This window comes from Nonomuraea solani (assembly GCF_900108335.1).
In the GTDB taxonomy this organism is placed as follows: Bacteria; Actinomycetota; Actinomycetes; order Streptosporangiales; family Streptosporangiaceae; genus Nonomuraea; species Nonomuraea solani.
Window position 1 is genome coordinate 198,217 of the sequence record NZ_FNVT01000019.1, and the last position, 18,042, is coordinate 216,258.

Sequence of the window (18,042 nt, forward strand, 5' to 3'; positions counted from 1 at the left end):
GAGGACGTACGAAGGTCAGCGCGCCTCGGAGGAGGATTCCCGGCGGCTCACGCGAGCCACAACGCCAGGGCGAGTGCCAGGAGCAGGTAGCCGGCGGCCGCCTGGTATCGGCGGCGCTCTTCGCCGGCCAGGGAGACGCCCACCTGTTCGGCGAACGTGAGCAGGGCCAGCAGCGGGCTCCACGCGACCAGCAGCCAGTGCGCCATGTCTCTGGCGAGCGTCCCCGCGCTGGTCGCCACGTACGCCGGGCCGGGCGGACGCTCGCCGGGCCGGGCAGGGTGGGCTCTCGGGATGGTCAGCGCGATGATCGGGCCGGGCAGCCACATCAGGGTCTGGCCCAGCAGCGCGGTCCAGGCGGCCTCCTGCGCCGTCATGCCGGACCAGAGCACCAGGCCCACGCGCAGGAGCTCCGTCGACAGGGTCATGATCACGATGACCGGCCCCAGGCTCCGTGGCCACTCCCGAGGCTCTTCCGGGCCCTGCGGCTGTTGCACGGCCCCCGCCAGGCTCCCCCGCCGTTCCTCCGAGCGTGCCAGGTAGCGGCCTGTGGGCAGGCCGAACAGGAAGCCGGCGACGAGAAAGGCGATCGCGCAGAGCGCGGCCCGCCACGTGGGCCCGCCCACGGTGATCGCCAGCCCGAGGCCCGCGACCAGGCACAGGACCAGGTTGATCAGGAACTTGCCGAGCAGCCGGGTTCTCAAGGCCGGTCCCGCCTTCCGTGTCCCCTCATGCTCGCGAACGATCGCCCGCCGATCGGAGTTCCCGCGAACTCGCCGGCCGTGACATGTCCGAATCCGGCCGCGTGATCACTCCGTACCGACGGGGGCAAGATCAGTCTTGGGGCGCGGCGAGCGACCACTGGATCCGGCCGACGGGCGCGTGGCCCGTTTCGCCTGTGAGCTCCGCGAACTACGGCAGGAGGCGGGCGGCCTGACCTGCCGGGCCATGGCCAGGCGGGCGCACTACTCCACCGCGACCCACTCCTGGCGACGGCATCCTCGCCTTCGGCGCCGACGGCCGCACCCTGTACGCCGCCGGGCAGTGCGCCCCCTTCCAGCGGTACGACCTCGCCCCGGACACCACGGCGGGCCGCCGTGTGCGAGCGAGCCGGAGGCGGCCTGCCGCCTCGGTGGGCCTTCTTCCCGCAGGCCCCGTACCGGCCCACGTGCCCGGCCGGGAGTGGGGCTGGCACTCATCGAAGGCTTGATCGACGATGAAGGTCAGGATCAACCACACGAAAGGGTCAACTGTCATGCGTTTACGTGCTTGGCCGGCGCTGGTCGCCGCCATCACCGCGGGCCTGCTGGGGGCACAGCCGGCCGCGGCCGCTCAGGCGGCGGCGGTTCAGGCGGCAGCGGTGAAGTTCTCCGCCGACAGCGGGGACCGGTGCCTCCGCGGGGTCACGGAAGGAACGCTCAACTGGGACGAAGGACCCGTGATCAGGCCGACCGTCGTGGTCAAGGGTGAGGTGTCCGACGACGCGGGCATCTCGATCTGCGCACCCGACCAGATGTACTCCCAAGCCTCCTTCGTCGCCTACAACGGTGCGACGGTCGTCGACCGCGACGCCGTCAAGGTCGACAACGGCACGGCCCCGGTGGCGCTCGTGCTGTCCGACGCGATGGGGGTGAGCGCGATCGACCGCGTGGTCGTACAGGTCTGCCGGTTCAGCAACTCGCCGGTGGGGATCAGCTACTGCGGTAAGGCCGCCGAGTATCTCAGGCCCTGAGCCGCACGGCGGGGACGGTACGGGGACCGTCCCCGCCGGAGGTCTCCTACCTGGGCCGGCCGCTCCCGACCAGGGCCGTCATCCCGGCGGGCGGCTGCATGCCGTTGCCGGCCCGGTCGCGCAGCAGCTCGGCCACGGTGGTGGCCCGCATCATGTACGGGTGCAGCAGCTCGGCCCGCTGCCGCGGGATGCCGCCGGCGAGCGCGGCGTCGGTGAGCGCGCGGCGCAGCCACTGCACGTCCACCGGGTGCCCGTCACCCCGGCTGATCAGCAACTCTCCCGCGGTACGGCCGGCGGACAGCTTCCGCAGCAGCGGGCGGGCCAGCGGCGGGATCGGGAAGGCGACGATGTCGCCCCGGCTGTCGTGCACCGTGATCAGGGTCGGCCCGTCGTCACCGGCGGCCACGGGACGCAGGTCCTGGGGTGTGAGGCTGGCCAGCGCGTCCACGGGGGCGCCGGTGGCCTCCAGCAGGGCGACGGCGGCGGCCTCCGCGTTCCTGCCCTCGGCGGCCAGCCGGGCGATGCCCCTGCGCAGCAGCCGCCGGTCCTCGCGGGTGAGCAGGCGGCCGTCGCGGGCGTCGGGCGCCTGCCGGCCGATGGCGTGGTCGTGCTGGACCAGCCCGTGGCGCCAAGCGAAGCGGTAGAACGAGGACAGGACGGCGCGCTTCCTGGACACCGTGGTGTTCGACAGGGGTTTGCCCGGGTTGCGGACGCCGATGGTCAGGGTTCCGGAGAGCGCCGCGTCGCAGTAGTCGTCGAGGTGGGCTCCGGTGACGGCGAGCGGCTCTACCGGGGGTTCTGCGGTGTCGAGCCAGCGCAGGAACGCGGCCAGGACCTGCAGCCTGACCTGGCGGGTGGCCGCGGACGGCTTGTCCTGCAGCCAGGCGGTCACGGCATGGCGGGTCGGCGGGGCCAGCGCGTCCACCAGGTCGACGTCGACCCCGCGCACCTCACCGCCGTCCCCGGGCTGACGCCGCGGCCGCAGCCCGGCGATCAACCCGACACTGGCCGCCTCGGGCGCCCCTTCCCCGGCCACCTGCGGACCCGTCGTGGAACCCGTCGTGGGGCCCGCCGAAGTGCCCGCCGTGGAATCCGGTGGCACGGTGGCCGACTCGCCGGGCGTCTCCGGCCCGTCCGCCGACCGGCCGTCCGGGCTCTTCGCGGTCTCGCGCCCGCGGGGGGTGTCGTGCGCCATCTCGCCTCCGTGGGGTGTCTCGCGCCGGTCTGCTTCCCGGTTGTGGGCGGCGACTAAGAACCCGGCCTGCGGATCACCGGCGGCATCACGGGCGGCATCGCGGGCGGACGCTCCTCCGAGGCGCCTGGCGAGGACGGGGCGAGTGGTGGGATCGGGGCTGGGGTCGGGGGTGTCGGCTTGGGGCATGCTCAGCACTCGACCGTGTCCGTCCGCCGTGCGGCGCCCCGCCGCTCTCCGGAGGCGGGGCGTGGATGACCGCCGGGACCGCCTGGCCATGGCCGCCCCGCGAGTGGCCGGACACCGGTATGGGCGAACCGTCCCGGTCGCGCCATGAACGTCACGGAGATGTCGAAAGACGCCGCGCGGGCGAAAGAGCCCCGGCGGTCCGAGCCAGGCAGTGCGGTCATAGTTGCGATCTTCTCACGGAGCGCACGGAACTCCTCGCGCTCGACACCGATCTAGGCAGTATGAACGATATGTACGCGCGCCGCCGCCTCCTCGGCCCCGCCACCGCGCCGACCCTGCCGGCCACCGGCCACACCGCGGGCGACGACCCCGGGGAAGGTGGCCGCCCCCCTGATACCAGCGCCGCCGTATCGCGCTTGGGCTGAGACGCGCGCCCAGGTTCACCCCGCCGCCCGGTATGGCCCGAGCGGGTCGTCCTCGCGCTGGTCCGAAGGGCCGATCAGGGCGTGCAGGTGGACGTCGTGCCAGCCGTCGACGTGCAGCTCAGCGCTGCGCCGTACCCCTTCCAGCTCGAAGCCGGTCTTCTGCGCGACCCGGCAGGACGCCTCGTTCCTGGTCGAGTGGTTGAGGATGAGCCGGTGCAGGCCGACGCCGAAGGCCCAGGCGCTCATCGCGCCGACACCGGCGGGCGCCGCGCCCCGGCCGCGGGCGGCGGCGCGCATCCAGTACGCCACCTCGGCCTCCCCTTTCGCCGTCCCGATGGCGCGTAACGCGACCCGGCCCAGCACCTCTCCCCCGGCGGTGACGACCGCCCAGGTGGCGCTGGTCTCGGTACGCCACCCCCGCGTGAAGCCGTCGATGAGCTCCTCGGCCTCGGCGACGGACTCGACGCTGCGGCAGTGCCAGTGCCGGGTGGCCGGGTCGCGGAAGGCGTCGACGATCATGGGCGCGTCCGCGGCGGTCCAGGGCCGGAGCAGCAGGCCGGGCCCGGCGGTCAGGACGGGCTGTGGAACACCGCTCAGGGTGCCGGGCGCGATGAGGTCTGGGACGAGGTTCGGCATGAATCACCAGCGTAGCGATCATGCCCGTCGGGTCACCCGCGGCGGTCGCCGATCAAGGCGGCCACCCCGTCCAGGACGCGGGCCAGGCCGAAGGAGTAGTCGAAGCGCCGCTCCTCCTCGGCGATCCCGGCCGGGTAGCCGAACGCGCCCGCGTCGAGCGCCGTGCGCAGCGCGGGCAGCCGGCGTTCGTCGACCAGGTCGCCGAGCAGCGTGGTGTACGCGGCGATCGACTCGCCCGAGGCGGCCCGCCCCAGCTCCACGCTCATCCGGGCGGCGGTCAGCATGTGGCTGGCGACCAGCAGGACCACGCCGGCCTTGTCGCTCTCGCTGAGGCCGGTGCCGCGCAGGACGGCCAGCGCGCGGTCGGTCCACGCGAGCTGGTTCGGCGTGATCGGCGGCCCCGAGACGGGCAGGTGCACGATCCAGGTGTGGGCGCGCAGCATCTCCCACTGGGCCCGGCACCAGCGCTCCAGGCCCGGCCGCCAGCCGTCGCACGGCTCGTCGAGCTCGGCGGGCACGGGCGCGACCGCGTCCAGCATCAGCAGCAGCACCTCCTGCTTGCTCTTGACGTGCCGGTAGAGCGACATCGTGGTGAAGCCCAGCCGCTCGGCGACCCTGGCCATCGACACCGCTTCGAGGCCGCCGGCGTCGGCCAGCTCCACCGCCGCCCGCGCGATCGCCGGGAGGCTCAGCCCCTCCCGTGGGGCCGCCGGTTCCCAGAGCGCTCTCAGCAGCTTGTCGTTCATGATCTAAGTGTATGACATACACTCAGTGTATGACATACACAGCCATGGTCATCGGCGGGGGCATCGCCGGGACGCTGAGCGCCATCGCCCTGCGCAAGGCCGGCCACGACGCGGTGATCTACGAGGCCTACGACAAGACCGCCGACCAGGCGGGAGCGTTCCTGACCCTCGCCGTCAACGCGCTGGACGCCCTGCGCACCCTCGGCGTCGACATCGGCGACCTGGGCTTCGACACGCCGGAGATCACCATCACCAGCGGATCCGGCAGATTACTGGGCCGGCTCCCCCACGGCAGCTCCCTGCCCGACGGCACGACCTCCCGTACGGTCAAGCGAGCCGACCTCTACCGCACCCTCCGCGAGCACGCCCTGCGCCGCGGCCTGCGCATCGAGTACGGCAAGCGCCTGGTCGACGCGTCCGGCACCGGCGACGGCGTACGGGCGAGCTTCGCCGACGGCACCACGGCCGAGGGCGACCTGCTGATCGGCGCCGACGGCCTGCGCTCGCGCACCCGCCACCTCATCGACCCCGACGCCCCCGAGGCGCGCTACACCGGCCTGCTCACCCTCGGCGGCTACGCGCGCGGCGTCACGACCGGCGGCGAGCCCGGCGTCATGCACGCGATCTTCGGCAAGCGCTGCTTCTTCACCCACACCACCCACCCGGACGGCGAGGTGTGGTGGGCGGCCAACCCGGCGCAGCGGACCGAGCTCACCTCGCCCAGCACGTACGACTGGCGCGCCCGCCTCGTCGAGTTGTTCCGGCACGACCGCGGCCCCGCCCTGGACATCATCGCCGCCACGGACACGTTCCTGCCCGGCTGGAACACCTACGACATTCCCTCCGTGCCGCGCTGGCACCGCGACCGGATGATCATCATCGGCGACGCGGCCCACGCCACCGCCCCCTCCATCGGCCAGGGCGCGGCCATGGCCATCGAGGACACCGTGGTGCTGGCCACCTGCCTGCGCGACGCCGCCGGCCCCGAAGCCGCGTTCGCCGCGTACGAGAGGCAGCGCCGCGCCCGCGTCGAACGGGTCGTCGCGCAGGGCAACCGCACCGGAGGCTGGAAGACGCTGGGCCCGCTGGCGCGCGTCCCGCGCGACTTCGTCATGCGCCTGGCGATGAGCCGCATGGCGAAGACCGGCCACGACCCGAGCCAGTGGATCTACGACCACCACATCGACTGGGAGCACGCCGCGTCCTGATAGAATGACGACACCGCTGAAGCCTTCTCGGCCCGGACCTTTGTCCGCCGAGGAGGCTTTTTTCATGACCTCTAACCTCGGTGACCTGCGGGTCAACCGCATCGGCCTCGGCGCCATGCGCCTGACCGGCGCCGCCGCCTTCGATTCCGCCTCTTCCAGCGACCGCGAGCGGTCGATCACCGTGCTGCGGCGCGCGATCGAGCTGGGCGTCGACCACATCGACACCGCCGCGTACTATTTCTCGCCGCTGCGCTCGGCCAACGAGCTGATCAATCGGGCGCTGGCGCCGTACCCGGACGACCTGGTGATCTCCACCAAGGTCTGGCCGGCCCGCGACCCCTCGGGGCAGTGGTGGTGGGCCACGCCGGAGCAGTTGCGCGGCCAGGTCGAGGAGAACCTGCGCCAGCTCGGCCGCGACCACCTGGACGTGGTCAACCTGCGTGTCCCCCCGAGCCGCGGGGACGGCTCCATCGCCGAGCACTTCGGCGCCCTGGCCGAGCTGCGCGAGGCGGGGCTCATCCGCCATCTCGGGATCTCCAACGCCACGCTCGCCCACCTGTCCGAGGCCCAGGCCATCGCGCCGGTGGTCTGCGTGCAGAACCCGTACGGCGTCGGCGCCACGGCCGCCGAGCAGGAGGTGCTGCGGGCCTGCGGCGAGCGGGGCATCGCCTTCGTGCCGTTCTTCGCGATCGCCGGCGCCGGGCGTGAGGCGGGGGCGCCCGCGACCGACGACGAGGCCGTGCTCGCCGTGGCCCGCGCGCACGGCGCCACCCCGGCGCAGGTACGGCTGGCGTGGACGCTCCACCAGGGCCCCCACGTCCTGGCCATCCCCGGCACCGGCAACCCCGACCACCTGGCCGCCAACATGGCCGCCGCCGAGCTGAGACTCTCGGCCGACGACCTGGCGCGCCTCGCTACCTGAGCCCTATTTGAGCCGTGCCACCAAGCCGTCCAGCACACATTCCAGGCCCTCGGCGAAGTCGCGGTCGCGGTCCTCGTGTCGCTGGGCGGCGTACAACGTCCGCAGCCGGGGATAGGCGCGCACCGCCTCCTCGGCCACGGGCCACAGCCGCTCGGTCCACTCCCCCTCGCTCAGCCCGCTGCGCCTGAGCGTGGTCAGCCACGCCGCCTCGCTGGTCGCGTAGCCGAGCACGTAGGCCGTCAGGGTGTTCAGCGCCCGGTCGGCCGCCTCCAGCGAGAAGCCGCCCCCCTCGAACACCCCGAGCAGGCTCTCGGAGAACCGCAGCACGTTGGGCCCCAGATAGGCCACCCCGGCCTCGCCCTGCACCGAGACGATCCACGGATGGCGCAGCAGCGTGGCCCGCATACTGCCCGCGCACGTGAACGCCGCCGCCCGCCAGCCCTCCCCGCCGCCCGCGGGCGGCACCTCGATCTCGCCGTAGACCTCGTCCACGACCAGCTCGATCAGCTCGTCCTTGTTGGCCACGTGCGTGTACATCGAGGTGGCGCCGGCGTTCAGCCGGGTGCCGAGCTTGCGCATGCTCAGCGCGTCGATGCCCTCGGCGTCGAGCAGCTCGAGGGCGGCGGCGACGATCTGCCGCCGGCTCAGCGCCGGCTGCTCGCGCCGCTCGGCGTGCGGGCGGGCCCACACCGAGGGAAACGGTTCCTTCACGTCGCACAGTGTATGCCTTGCGTACGATGTGCGATCCCCGTACAGTGTGCGGCGACCGCACGCCGTGCGGACCATGAGAGGAACCCCCATGCGTTTCGACCACGATCACTGGCAGGCCCGCCTCGACGACCTGCGCGCCGCCCACCGCGTGCCGGGCGCCGCGCTGGCCGTCCTGACCGGCGGCACCGTCCACGAGCTGGCCAGCGGCGTGCTGCACCGCGGAACCGGGGTGGAGGTGACCACCGACTCGGTCTTCCTGGCCGGCTCGGTCGCCAAGGTCTACACCGCCACGCTGGCGATGACGCTGGTCGACTCCGGCGACCTGGACCTGGACGCCACCGTCGTGAGCGTGCTGCCCGAGTTCGCCACCCCCGACCCGGAGGCGACCAAGACGATCACCGTCAGGCAACTGCTGTCCCACACGGGCGGCATGACCACCGACTTCTATTACGACGCCGGACGCGGAGACGACTGCCTGGCCCGATACGTCGAGGCCGCCAGGAACGTGGCGCTGGACGTGTCGCCGGGGACAGGCTTCAGCTACGGCGGCGTCGGCTACGTCGTGCTGGGCCGCATCGTCGAGGTGCTCACCGGCCAGACCTGGGACCAGGCGCTGAAGGACCGGCTGTTCACCCCGCTCGGGCTGGAGCACTCCATGACCCTGCCCGAGGAGGCGCTGCGCTTCCGTACGGCGATGGGCCACGTCGGCGACGACCCCGTCCCGGCCCCGGCCTGGGACGTGATGCCGCGCGCGGTCGCCCCGGGCGGCCGGGTCATCGTCTCGGCCGGCGACGTCGTCCGCTTCGCCAAGATGCACCTGGACGGCGGCCTGGCCGCCGACGGCACCCGCGTCCTGTCCGCCGGCGCGGTCGCCGCCATGCGACGCCGCGAGGTCGACTGCCCGGACAGGTGGAGCATGGCCGCCGACGGCTGGGGCCTGGGCTGGGGCCTGAGCGACTGGGACGGGACCGCCGGCTTCGGCCACCTCGGCAGCGCCGTCAGCCAGCACGCCTGCCTGCGCGTGATCCCCGGCGCCGGTTTCGCGGTCGCGCTGCTGATGAACGGTGGCCACGTCGCCCCGCTGCAGGACGACCTGGTGGGCGAACTGGCCGCCGACCTGGCCGGCGTCCGCATGCCCGCCCCCTTCGCGCCGCCGGCGGAGCCGCCTGCCGTGGACCTGGAGCCGCTGCTGGGGACGTACCGGCGCGAAGGGGTCATCATCACCGTCCATCGCGACGGCGACGGCGGCGCGCGCCTGCGTTACGCGTTCGCCGACGACATCGCGGACCTGTCGCCGCCGCTGGAGGGCGCCCTGACCCCGGTGTCGCGATCGGGGGCCGCGACGGTGTTCGCCGCCACCGGGTTCGTCCCCAGCGGCGAGGCCCACACCCCCGTGGTGTTCACGACGCTGTCCGACGGCACGCCCTGCGTGTACGTCGGCATGCGGGCCACCCGCAAGATCGCCTGACCTGTCGCCTGTGCCGTTTCTGGAGGTTCTCTGTACGTGGACCTTCCACTCTTGATCTCGTGAGTGAACACAGAAACGTACGTCGCCGTGCAGCCGCGTTGGTGGCCGGCGCGATCATCCCCCTGTCTTTGATCGTGGCCCAGCCGGCCACCGCCATCGCCGCCGGTCCCATGGAGGACGCGTTCGCCAGTGCGGCGACCACGTACGAGGTCCCGCGCGACCTCCTGGTGTCGCTCGCGTACGCCGAGACCCACCTGGACGGCCACGGCGGTGAGCCCAGCTCCAGCGGCGGCTACGGTGTGATGCACCTGGTCGCCTCAGGCTCGCTGGAGCAGGCCGCCAAGCTGACCGGCAAGAGCGCCGCCGCGCTCAAGAAGGACGACGCGGCCAACATCCAGGGCGGCGCGGCCGTGCTGCGCGCGCACGCCGACAAGCTCGGCCTGACCGCCGCGGCCCGCAAGGAGCCGGGCAAGTGGTACCAGGCCGTCGCCAAGTACGGCGGCGCCTCCTCCCCCGACGTCGCGCGCCTGTACGCCGACACGGTCTACGAGCTGCTCGACGAGGGCATCCAGGCCCCGGCGCCGGGCGGCGAGACCGTCACCGTCAAGCCGCGCGCCGTCGAGCCCGACCGCGGCCCGTACGCCAAGGCCAAGGACCTGGGCAACCCGAGCACGCTCGCGGCCTCGACGGACTACCCGTCGGCCGCGTGGGCGCCCGCGCACAGCAGCAACTACGCCGTCTCCAACCGCCCGACCAGCGACGCGATCGACCGCATCGTCATCCACGTCGCCCAGGGCACCTACGCGGGGACGATCAGCTGGTTCCAGACCGGCCCCCGGCCGAACCCGACCTCCGCGCACTACGTCGTCCGCTCCTCCGACGGCGCCGTGACCCAGACGGTCAGGGAGAAGGACCGGGCCTTCCACGCGGGCTCGTACAACCGGCGCTCCGTCGGCATCGAGCACGAGGGCTACGTCGACAACGCCTCCTGGTTCACCGACACCATGTACCGCTCCTCGGCCGCGCTGACCCGCAACATCGCCAGCCGGTACGGCATCCCGCTGGACCGCACCCACATCGTGGGCCACAACCAGGTCCCCGGCGCCACCCACACCGACCCGGGCGGCCACTGGAACTGGACCAAGTACATGCAGTTCGTCACCGGTGGCGGCGGCACGCCCACCAACCCGCACACCCCCGAGACCGTGTGCGGCGACGGCTACAAGGTGATCGACTCCGCGCCGCTGGGCACCGCGGGCACGGTCTCCCTGCTGTACAACTCGGCCAACGGCAACAACTGCGTGGCCACGATCAAGAAGACGTCCATCGGCACGGCCAGCGCCGTCAGCGCCTACCTGGAGGTCGAGGGCAAGCCGCGCGCCACCGACGCCGGCAACTTCGCCTACTACGCCGGACCGGTGCGGGCCGCCGCCGCGGACAAGTGCGTCAGGTGGGGCGGCAAGGCGGGCACGGCCGTCTACGACAGCCCCCTGGAGCACTGCAGCTAGCCTCCCGCTCTTGAAGGCGGCCGTGGGACCCCCGGGTCCCACGGCCGCCTTTTTCATGATTTGCGGAGGTTCACCCTGGCGAGGGCCGAGCGCGGCCGGTCGCGGTGGATCGTCACCGGCCTCTGCACGGCGGCGGCGATCACCGCGCTGGAGGCGCTCGTCCGCCGCCATCGCGCCCACCTCACAGAAGGAGGTCAAGCGTGATCGGCGTGGCGCGGACGCGCCGGCCGGTGGCGTGGAAGACGGCGTTGGCGATGGCGGCGGCCATCCCGACCAGGCCGATCTCGCCGACCCCCTTCACCCCGATGGGGTTGAACGGGTCCGGGCCGCCGACGAACACCACCTCCATGTCGGGAATGTCGGCGTTCACCGGCACCAGGTAGTCCCCGAACGTGGCGTTGGCCACCCGCCCCGTGCCGGCGTCGGTGACCGTCTCCTCGAAGAGCGTGACGCGGGCGTCCAGGTCGAGCGGGCGTTTCTCGCCGTTGACGATCAACGTCACCGCGACGCGCGTTGAGGAGTGGTCTGCCGATCTCCGAGTCACGATCCCTCGATCCCTGTCTCGATCCGCCGGTGATGGTCGTTTCGCGGCGCGAGGCGAGGCCGGCTCGCGCCGTTTCGCTCGGGGAGAGTTCGTGCGGGTGGACCTCTGGCCGAGGACCGATCTTCATCGTACGCGAGCGACCGGGACCGGCAAGAGCTCGTCCCGACTACCTTCAGATACGCTCCCTAACGTCCGATTTGGAGGGATTCACGTGTCGGGGGTTGTCGCGGCGTTCGCCGCTCTGGTGTCGGTCGCCGTGCTGGGGTACATCATCGGCGTCACGGGGCTGCTGAAGGCCAGCGACGAACTGGTGCTGTCGCGGCTGGCGTTCTTCGTGGCGACGCCGGCGCTGATGTTCGCCACGGTGTCGGGGGCCGACCTGGCGTCGCTGTTCTCGCCGGTGCTGCTGACCGAGGTGGTCGCGGTGGTGTGCACGCAGCTGGCGTTCGTGCTGGTGGCGATGCTGGCGTGGCGGCGTACCGCGCGGGAGGCCACGATCGGGGCGCTGGCGTCGTCGTACGTCAACGCCGGCAACCTCGGCGTGCCCATCTCGCTTTACGTGCTCGGCGACGCCGCCCTCGTGGCCCCCGTGCTGCTCTTCCAGCTCCTGGTGCTCACGCCGGTCGCCTTCCTCATCCTCGACAAGGGCTCACGTTCCGTGCGCGCGGCGCTGCTGCTCCCTTTCCGCAACCCGCTCACGGTCGCCTCCCTGCTCGGGCTGGCCTTCGCGATCAGCGGGGTCTCGCTGCCGGTCATGGTCATGCGCCCGATCGACCTGCTCGGGGGCGCGGCCGTACCCGTCGCGCTGCTGGCCTACGGCCTCAGCCTGTACGGCGCCCGCCGCGCCCCCGCCACGCCCGAGGGGAACGGCGTCGGCAAGGACATCGCCCTGGCCGTGGTCCTCAAGGCGTTCGCCCAGCCGGTGATCGGCTACGTGACCGCCCGCTTCCTCCTGCACCTGGAGGGCACGCAGCTGCTGGCCGCCACCCTGTTCGCGGCGTTGCCCACCGCCCAGAACATCTACGTGTACGCGGTCACCTACGACACGGGCAGGCGGCTGGCCCGCAGCACGATCCTGCTGACGACGGGCCTGTCCATCCCGATCATGACCGCGATCGGCGCCGTTCTGGGCTGACGGATTTTTTTCTCAGGCCATGTCGATCCCGGCCGGGGCCGTTCGACGCGTTGGTAAGACGACCCCCTGATGGAGGGAAAGACCATGCAGAAGATCACCACGTTCCTCTGGTTCGACGGCCAGGCCGAGGAGGCCGCCGCCTTCTACACCTCGCTCTTCACCGGCTCGCGCATCCTGGAGGTGCAGCGCCAGGGCGAGGCGGGCCCCGCGATGATGGTCACCTTCGAGCTGGCCGGGCAGCGCTTCATGGCCCTGAACGGCGGCCCGGAGTTCACCTTCAACCCGGCCATCTCCCTGTTCGTCGACTGTGAGTCGCAGGAGGAGGTGGACGAGCTGTGGTCCGCGCTCACGGCGGACGGCGGGGAGGAGTCGCAGTGCGGCTGGCTGAAGGACCGGTGGGGTCTGTCGTGGCAGATCATCCCCCGCCGGCTGCCCGCCCTGCTGTCCCAGCCCGACCCGGTCAAGGCGCAGCAGGTCATGAAGGCGATGCTCGGCATGCACAAAATCGACGTCAAGGCCCTGGAGGAGGCCGCCGGCCTCTGACATATCGGGGTTTCGGACTACCGTTAAGGGATGGCCCTTTCGTGGAGTGATCAGGCGATCTGGTGGCAGGTCTACCCGCTGGGCTTCACCGGGGCGCCCCCGGTGGGGGACGGCGGGCCCGTGCGGCATGGGCTGCGTCACCTGCGGTCGTGGCTGGATCATGTGGCCGAGCTGGGCTGTACCGGGCTTCAGCTCGGCCCGATCTTCGCCTCCGAGACGCACGGTTACGACACCGTCGACCACTTCGCCATCGACCGGCGGCTCGGCGACGACGCCGACTTCGACGCGCTGGTCGGGGAGGCGGGCGAGCGCGGGCTGCGGATCGTGCTCGACGGCGTGTTCAACCACGTCGGCCGCTCGTTCGCCGGCGACCCCGGCTGGCTCAGGCGCGGCCCGGACGGTGAGCCCGACACCTTCGAGGGCCACGACCGGCTGGTGGCGCTCGACCACGGGCAGGAGGCCGTGCGCGCGTACGTCGCCTCGGTTCTGGGCCACTGGCTGGACCGGGGCGCGGCGGGCTGGCGGCTCGACGCGGCCTATGCCGTACCGGCGGAGTTCTGGAGCGAAGTGCTGCCCCGCGTGCGCGCCCGCCACCCCCAGGCGTGGTTCGCCGGCGAGGTCATCCACGGCGACTACGCCGGCTACGTGGCCCGGTCCGGGCTGGACTCCGTCACCCAGTACGAGCTGTGGAAGGCCATCTGGAGCTCGCTCAACGACCGCAACCTGTACGAGCTCGCCCACGCCCTCGACCGCCACGACGCCATGCTGGAGTCCTTCACCCCGCTCACCTTCACCGGCAACCACGACGTCACCCGCCTGGCCACCCGCCTGGACGACCCGCGGCACCTGGGCCACGCCCTGGCCGTGCTGTTCACCGTCGGCGGCGCCCCGAGCGTCTACTACGGCGACGAGCTGGGCCTTCAGGGCGTCAAGGAGGAGCGGGAGGGCGGCGACGACGCCATCCGGCCGGCCTTCCCGGCCACGCCCGCCGACCTGCCGAAACAGGGCCGGGAGGTGTTCGGGCTGCATCGGCGGCTGATCGCGCTGCGCCGGGCGAACCCGTGGCTGGCCAGGGCCCGCACGAGCGTGCCGCACCTGGCCAACCGCTCCGCCGTGCTGCGCAGCGGCGACGGCTCCGGTCAGGCCCTGCTCACCCTGCTCAACCTGGACGACCGGCCGTACCGGTTCCCGCTCGGTCCCGGCCGGTATGCCGTCGCGGAGGCGGGCGACGCCGGTGCGGGTGATCCGGCGCTGGTGCCGGCGCACGGGTGGCGGGTGCTACTCCCGGCGCCGTAGCCCGTGGGGGCCCTACCCCGGCGGGAGTAACGCGCACTGTCTCCGGCCGTACGACGACGTGCCCGGACCCGCGCGGCGATGATCGAGCCTCCGCCTTCTTCTGGAGAGCTCATGTCAACTCTTGTACGCCATGTCACCCCCGTGACCCCGCAGCGCGCCCGAGGGCTGGTCGCGGAGGTGTACGCGCAGGTCAACGCCGAGTTCAGCAGCATCGGGCCGGCCGTGATGATGATGTCCCCGGCGCCGGAGCCGCTGGCGGCCGGCTGGTCGCTGATGCGTGAGGCGCAGCTGGCCGGGGACGTACCGCCGCTGGAGAAGGTCGTGGTGGCGCTGGGGGCGGCGCAGGCCAACGCCCTGGAGTACGACGTGCGCGCGTTCCTGTCGGTGTTGCGCCTGATGGGCGAGCCGGAGCTGGCCGGCACCATCGAACGCGGTGAGCGGCCGGCCGACGACCGGCTGGCGGCGCTGCTGAGCTGGGCGGCCTCGACCGGCGTGACCGGCAGGGAGCCGGAGCCGGCGCCGTTCCCGGCCGGGACGGCCGCCGAGTTCCTCGGGACGGCGCTGTTCACGCACTTCGTCGACCGGGTGGCGGCCGCGATGCTGCCCGCCGGCCTGCTGCCGGGCACCATGGACCCGGCCGACGAGCCGCCGTTCGAGGGCGCCCCGGTCCTGCGCGAGCTGATCAAGGACCTGCGGCCCGGGACCACGCTGTCCCTGCTCGACGGCCTGCCGTCCGGGAAGGAGCCGAGATGGGCGGCCGGCACACCGGTCGGCACCGCCTACGCCACCCTCGCCGCCACCGCCACCCAGGGCGGCGGCCTGCTGACGCCGCGGGCGGCGGGCGTGGTGGCCGAGGTGATCGCCGCCCACCGGGGCCGCCGCCTGGCCGCGGGCCCCTGGCTGGAGGAGCCCCTGGCGGAGCTGACGGAGACGGAACGGGCCGGGGCGCGGGTGGCGATCCTGGCGGGCCTGGCGCCGGAGGCCATCACCGACGAACTGGTCGCCACCTGGCGCGCCACCGACCGCCGCCACAGCGACCACTGCACGGTCTACCTGCTGGCGTACGGGGCCATGACCGCCGTCACCCACATCGAAGCCGACCTCAGCGCCCTGACCCCGGCGGCTTGATATCAAGTCGACTTGAGGTTCTACCGTGATCCGTATGCCCCTCGACCTGCATGGAGGATCACGATGCGGTTGACCACGAGCCTGCCCGCGGACCCGCGAGGCGTACCCGACCTCGCGATGGCGCGCCACCTCGAACAGCTCGGCTACGACGGAATCGGCGCGGCCGACGTCATCATCGGGGACGGCACGCCGGGCCTGGACCCGCCGCTCGTCCTGGCCGCCGCCGCGACCGCCACCGAGCGGATCGAGCTGGAGTTCGGCGTGCTCAGCCTGCCGCTGCGGCCGGTGGCCTGGGTGGCGGCGCAGGTACAGACGCTGCAGCACCTGTCGGGCGGCCGGGTGGTGCTCGGGGTGGGCATCGGCGGGTTCCCCGGCTCGCCGTTCTGGCGGGCGGTCGGCGCGCCGCCGACCGGCCGGGGGCGCTGGACCGACGCGGCGCTGCGGGCGCTGCCGGGCCTCATCCGCGGCGAGCCGGTCGTGGTGGGCGACGCCGAGCTCACCCTGGGCCCGGCCGCCGCCGTCCCGCCGATCCTCGTCGGCGGCAACTCCGAGGCCGCCATGCGCCGCGCCATCCTGTACGGGGACGGCTGGGCCCCCTCGCTCATCAGCCCCGGCGACCTGGCCGTCAAGGTGGCCCGGCTCCGTGAACTGGCCGCCGAGCTCGGCCGTCCCGTCCCTTCGGTCTCGGTGGGCGGTCACGCCGTCCTGGTGGACGATCGGGCCGCGGTGGAGTCCTTCGTCGGCAGCCTCGTGAACGCGTTCGGCATGTCGCAGGAGGAGGCCGCGGACATTCCGGTCACCGGCGGGCCGGCGCGGGTGACCGAGCGGCTGGCCGCGTACGCGGAGGCGGGCGCGGACGCGGTCGGCCTGGGGCTGGACGGCGAGCAGTGGCTGCGGCAGGCGGAGATCCTCGCCGACGCCAGAGCCGCCCTGAACTGACCCGGCCGGCACGGAGGGCCGGCCCTCCCCGGCTCAGGGCTGCGGACCGTCCGTGCCGGCCAGGGCCTGGAACAGCAGGGCCACGCCCACCGCACCGGGGTCGGGCAGGCCGCGGGCCCGGTCGCCCACGTAGCTGGCCCGGCCGCGGCGGGCGCGCAGGCCGGCGGTGCCCTGGGCCCCTTCGGCCGCCGCGCGGGCCGCCGCCGCGAAGCCCGTGCCGCGCTCCAGCTCGGCCACCGCCGGGGCGAGCGCGTCCACCAGGGTACGGTCGCCGACCTCGGCCTCCCCCACCCGCTGGATGGCGGCCAGCCCGGCGGCCGCGCCGCGCGCCCAGCGGACCTGCTGGTCACCGTCTCCGCGGCCGGCCAGCTCGGTGAAGAGCAGCCCGAACAGGGGGCCGCTGGTGCCGCCCACCTCGTCGAGGAAGACCCGCCCCGCCACGTCGAACCCGTCGCCGGAAGAGCCGCCGGAGTCGAGTTCCGCGATGACGCGCCGCAGGCCGGAGCGGAGGTTGTCCCCGAAGTCGCCGTCGCCGCTGGCCTGGTCGAGCCGGGTCAGCTCGCCGTGCGCGGCGTCCACCGCCTCGGCGTATCGCCGCAGCACCGGAGCCTCGGGCGCGGCTCCCGCGACGGCGGCCGCCTGCGCGGGGCTTCCAGGGGCGGCGGGCCGCGAGGTCGCGGTCTCCTGGGAAATGGCCGGCCGGTCGGGGAAGGCCGGGGTGCGGGCGGGGGCGTGCCACCATTCCCGCCAGCCCTCGTGCAGACGGGTCAGCGTCAGCGAGAACCCGGCCATGTCGAGCGCCGGCACGAACGTCCCGACCAGCGACTCGCACACCCGGAGCCCGCGCCCCTCGAGGTCGTCGGCCACCTGCTCGAAGATCCCGTACAGCTCCAGCTGAGTGGTCGCGCCGAGCCCGTTGACCAGGACCAGCAGGTCGTCGGGGCCGGGTGGCAGGCCGGCCAGAAGTTCGTCCACCATGCGCGGCAGCAGTTCGGCGAGCGGCGGCCGGCCGATGGTGGTGGCGGCGCGTTCGCCGTGGATGCCGACGCCGTATTCCAGCTCGTCCGCCCCCAGCTCGAAGGCCGGGTCGCCGGTGTGCGGGGAGGTCTGGGCGCGGGAGGCGACGGCGAGGCTGCGGGAGGCGGCCGCGACGGCGGCGCCCAGGCCGGCGAGTTCCGCCAGGCCGCGGCCCTCGTCGGCGGCGGCGCCGAGCAGCTTCTCGACCACGACGGTGGCGCCGGTGCCGCGCCGCCCGGTGGCGCTCTCCGCGTCGTCGGTGGCCAGGTCGTCGTCGATGAGGACCCGGCATACCTCGATGCCCTCGTGGCGCAGGCGTTCGGCGGCGATGCCGAAGTTGATGCGGTCACCGGTGTAGTTCTTGACGATGTGCAGGACGCCCTCGGGGCCGGCGGCGGCCCGGCTGGCCTCCAGGACCTGCCCGTTGTGCGGAGAGGCGAACACCTGGCCGGGCGCGACGGCGTCGAGCATGCCGCGCCCGAGGAAGCCGGCGTGCAGCGGTTCGTGGCCGGAGCCGCCGCCGGAGACCAGGCCGGCCACGCGGCGCGGGTCGCGTTCGCGGGCGACCAGGTGGGCGGGGTTCTCGCGCAGCTCCACCAGCTCGGCGTGAGCGCGGGCGAAGCCGCGCAGCGCCGGGGCGACCGCGTCACCCTTGGGTACGAACAGATGACTCACGCGCACACCTTTCCCTGGAATCGCTGGAAAC

At 73.2% G+C, this 18,042-nt stretch carries 17 protein-coding genes; 10 read left to right on the forward strand and 7 right to left on the reverse strand.

Annotated elements, in window-relative coordinates:
* Positions 1-47: 47 nt before the first annotated feature.
* On the reverse strand, positions 48-701 hold the full coding sequence (locus tag C4V41_RS45905; RefSeq protein ID WP_103962344.1) for a hypothetical protein: 654 nt from the start codon (positions 699-701) through the stop codon (positions 48-50).
* Positions 702-1,252: 551 nt separating this feature from the next.
* Between C4V41_RS45905 and C4V41_RS45910 the strand changes: the two genes are divergently transcribed.
* Positions 1,253-1,729: a hypothetical protein gene (locus tag C4V41_RS45910; RefSeq protein ID WP_103962345.1), complete on the forward strand. Its 477-nt coding sequence runs from the start codon at positions 1,253-1,255 to the stop codon at positions 1,727-1,729.
* A 46-nt stretch (positions 1,730-1,775) separates the two neighbouring features.
* On the opposite strand, the gene C4V41_RS45915 is transcribed toward C4V41_RS45910, so the two are convergent.
* The 3 genes from C4V41_RS45915 to C4V41_RS45925 all read right to left on the reverse strand — a co-directional run bounded on the left by C4V41_RS45915 (position 1,776) and on the right by C4V41_RS45925 (position 4,917).
* Positions 1,776-2,924 carry a site-specific integrase gene (locus C4V41_RS45915; RefSeq protein WP_103962346.1) on the reverse strand — a complete coding sequence of 383 codons (1,149 nt, stop codon included), beginning with the start codon at positions 2,922-2,924 and terminating at the stop codon, positions 1,776-1,778.
* A gap of 626 nt (positions 2,925-3,550) precedes the next feature.
* Positions 3,551-4,171 carry a GNAT family N-acetyltransferase gene (locus C4V41_RS45920; RefSeq protein ID WP_103962347.1) on the reverse strand — a complete coding sequence of 207 codons (621 nt, stop codon included), beginning with the start codon at positions 4,169-4,171 and terminating at the stop codon, positions 3,551-3,553.
* Between the two features lie 32 nt (positions 4,172-4,203).
* Positions 4,204-4,917, reverse strand: coding sequence for a TetR/AcrR family transcriptional regulator (locus C4V41_RS45925; RefSeq protein WP_103962348.1), 714 nt, complete (start codon positions 4,915-4,917; stop codon positions 4,204-4,206).
* A gap of 29 nt (positions 4,918-4,946) precedes the next feature.
* Between C4V41_RS45925 and C4V41_RS45930 the strand changes: the two genes are divergently transcribed.
* Positions 4,947-6,125: an FAD-dependent monooxygenase gene (locus C4V41_RS45930; RefSeq protein ID WP_103962349.1), complete on the forward strand. Its 1,179-nt coding sequence runs from the start codon at positions 4,947-4,949 to the stop codon at positions 6,123-6,125.
* Positions 6,126-6,189: 64 nt separating this feature from the next.
* On the forward strand, positions 6,190-7,047 hold the full coding sequence (locus C4V41_RS45935; RefSeq protein WP_103962350.1) for an aldo/keto reductase: 858 nt from the start codon (positions 6,190-6,192) through the stop codon (positions 7,045-7,047).
* A gap of 3 nt (positions 7,048-7,050) precedes the next feature.
* Here the strand turns inward: C4V41_RS45935 and C4V41_RS45940 are convergent, their stop codons facing one another.
* Entirely contained in the window at positions 7,051-7,758 is a 708-nt protein-coding gene (locus tag C4V41_RS45940) for a TetR/AcrR family transcriptional regulator (protein WP_235030791.1), read from the reverse strand.
* An 88-nt stretch (positions 7,759-7,846) separates the two neighbouring features.
* On the opposite strand from C4V41_RS45940, the gene C4V41_RS45945 reads away from it, so the two are divergent.
* Both C4V41_RS45945 and C4V41_RS45950 read left to right on the forward strand, forming a co-directional pair.
* Positions 7,847-9,226: a serine hydrolase domain-containing protein gene (locus C4V41_RS45945; RefSeq protein WP_103962352.1), complete on the forward strand. Its 1,380-nt coding sequence runs from the start codon at positions 7,847-7,849 to the stop codon at positions 9,224-9,226.
* A 59-nt stretch (positions 9,227-9,285) separates the two neighbouring features.
* Positions 9,286-10,734: an N-acetylmuramoyl-L-alanine amidase gene (locus tag C4V41_RS45950; protein ID WP_235030792.1), complete on the forward strand. Its 1,449-nt coding sequence runs from the start codon at positions 9,286-9,288 to the stop codon at positions 10,732-10,734.
* A 181-nt stretch (positions 10,735-10,915) separates the two neighbouring features.
* Here the strand turns inward: C4V41_RS45950 and C4V41_RS65960 are convergent, their stop codons facing one another.
* A complete protein-coding gene (locus C4V41_RS65960; RefSeq protein ID WP_327537509.1) occupies positions 10,916-11,278 on the reverse strand; it encodes a hypothetical protein in 363 nt (120 codons plus the stop codon).
* Between the two features lie 211 nt (positions 11,279-11,489).
* Here C4V41_RS65960 and C4V41_RS45960 point away from each other — a divergent pair, with 211 nt between their 5' ends.
* The 5 genes from C4V41_RS45960 to C4V41_RS45980 all read left to right on the forward strand — a co-directional run bounded on the left by C4V41_RS45960 (position 11,490) and on the right by C4V41_RS45980 (position 16,319).
* Entirely contained in the window at positions 11,490-12,413 is a 924-nt protein-coding gene (locus tag C4V41_RS45960; protein ID WP_103962353.1) for an AEC family transporter, read from the forward strand.
* Positions 12,414-12,497: 84 nt separating this feature from the next.
* The gene (locus C4V41_RS45965; protein ID WP_103962406.1) at positions 12,498-12,956 is read left to right on the forward strand and encodes a VOC family protein; all 459 of its coding nucleotides are present in this window, start codon (positions 12,498-12,500) and stop codon (positions 12,954-12,956) included.
* Between the two features lie 30 nt (positions 12,957-12,986).
* On the forward strand, positions 12,987-14,252 hold the full coding sequence (locus C4V41_RS45970) for an alpha-amylase family glycosyl hydrolase (RefSeq protein WP_103962354.1): 1,266 nt from the start codon (positions 12,987-12,989) through the stop codon (positions 14,250-14,252).
* A gap of 111 nt (positions 14,253-14,363) precedes the next feature.
* A complete protein-coding gene (locus C4V41_RS45975) occupies positions 14,364-15,380 on the forward strand; it encodes a DNA-binding protein (protein WP_146104040.1) in 1,017 nt (338 codons plus the stop codon).
* 63 nt (positions 15,381-15,443) lie between these two features.
* A complete protein-coding gene (locus C4V41_RS45980) occupies positions 15,444-16,319 on the forward strand; it encodes an LLM class flavin-dependent oxidoreductase (RefSeq protein ID WP_103962356.1) in 876 nt (291 codons plus the stop codon).
* A gap of 33 nt (positions 16,320-16,352) precedes the next feature.
* Here the strand turns inward: C4V41_RS45980 and C4V41_RS45985 are convergent, their stop codons facing one another.
* Entirely contained in the window at positions 16,353-18,011 is a 1,659-nt protein-coding gene (locus C4V41_RS45985) for a dihydroxyacetone kinase family protein (RefSeq protein WP_146104041.1), read from the reverse strand.
* Positions 18,012-18,042 lie beyond the last annotated feature (31 nt).

Coding starts and splice junctions, on each gene's coding strand:
- C4V41_RS45965 (WP_103962406.1), top strand. CDS start 12,498: ATGCAGAAGATCACCACGTTCCTCTGGTTCGACGGCCAGGCCGAGGAG.
- C4V41_RS45975 (WP_146104040.1), top strand. CDS start 14,364: ATGTCAACTCTTGTACGCCATGTCACCCCCGTGACCCCGCAGCGCGCC.
- C4V41_RS45980 (WP_103962356.1), top strand. CDS start 15,444: ATGCGGTTGACCACGAGCCTGCCCGCGGACCCGCGAGGCGTACCCGAC.
- C4V41_RS45910 (WP_103962345.1), top strand. CDS start 1,253: ATGCGTTTACGTGCTTGGCCGGCGCTGGTCGCCGCCATCACCGCGGGC.
- C4V41_RS45925 (WP_103962348.1), bottom strand. CDS start 4,917: ATGAACGACAAGCTGCTGAGAGCGCTCTGGGAACCGGCGGCCCCACGG.
- C4V41_RS45915 (WP_103962346.1), bottom strand. CDS start 2,924: ATGGCGCACGACACCCCCCGCGGGCGCGAGACCGCGAAGAGCCCGGAC.
- C4V41_RS45945 (WP_103962352.1), top strand. CDS start 7,847: ATGCGTTTCGACCACGATCACTGGCAGGCCCGCCTCGACGACCTGCGC.
- C4V41_RS45930 (WP_103962349.1), top strand. CDS start 4,947: ATGACATACACAGCCATGGTCATCGGCGGGGGCATCGCCGGGACGCTG.
- C4V41_RS45970 (WP_103962354.1), top strand. CDS start 12,987: ATGGCCCTTTCGTGGAGTGATCAGGCGATCTGGTGGCAGGTCTACCCG.
- C4V41_RS45920 (WP_103962347.1), bottom strand. CDS start 4,171: ATGCCGAACCTCGTCCCAGACCTCATCGCGCCCGGCACCCTGAGCGGT.
- C4V41_RS45935 (WP_103962350.1), top strand. CDS start 6,190: ATGACCTCTAACCTCGGTGACCTGCGGGTCAACCGCATCGGCCTCGGC.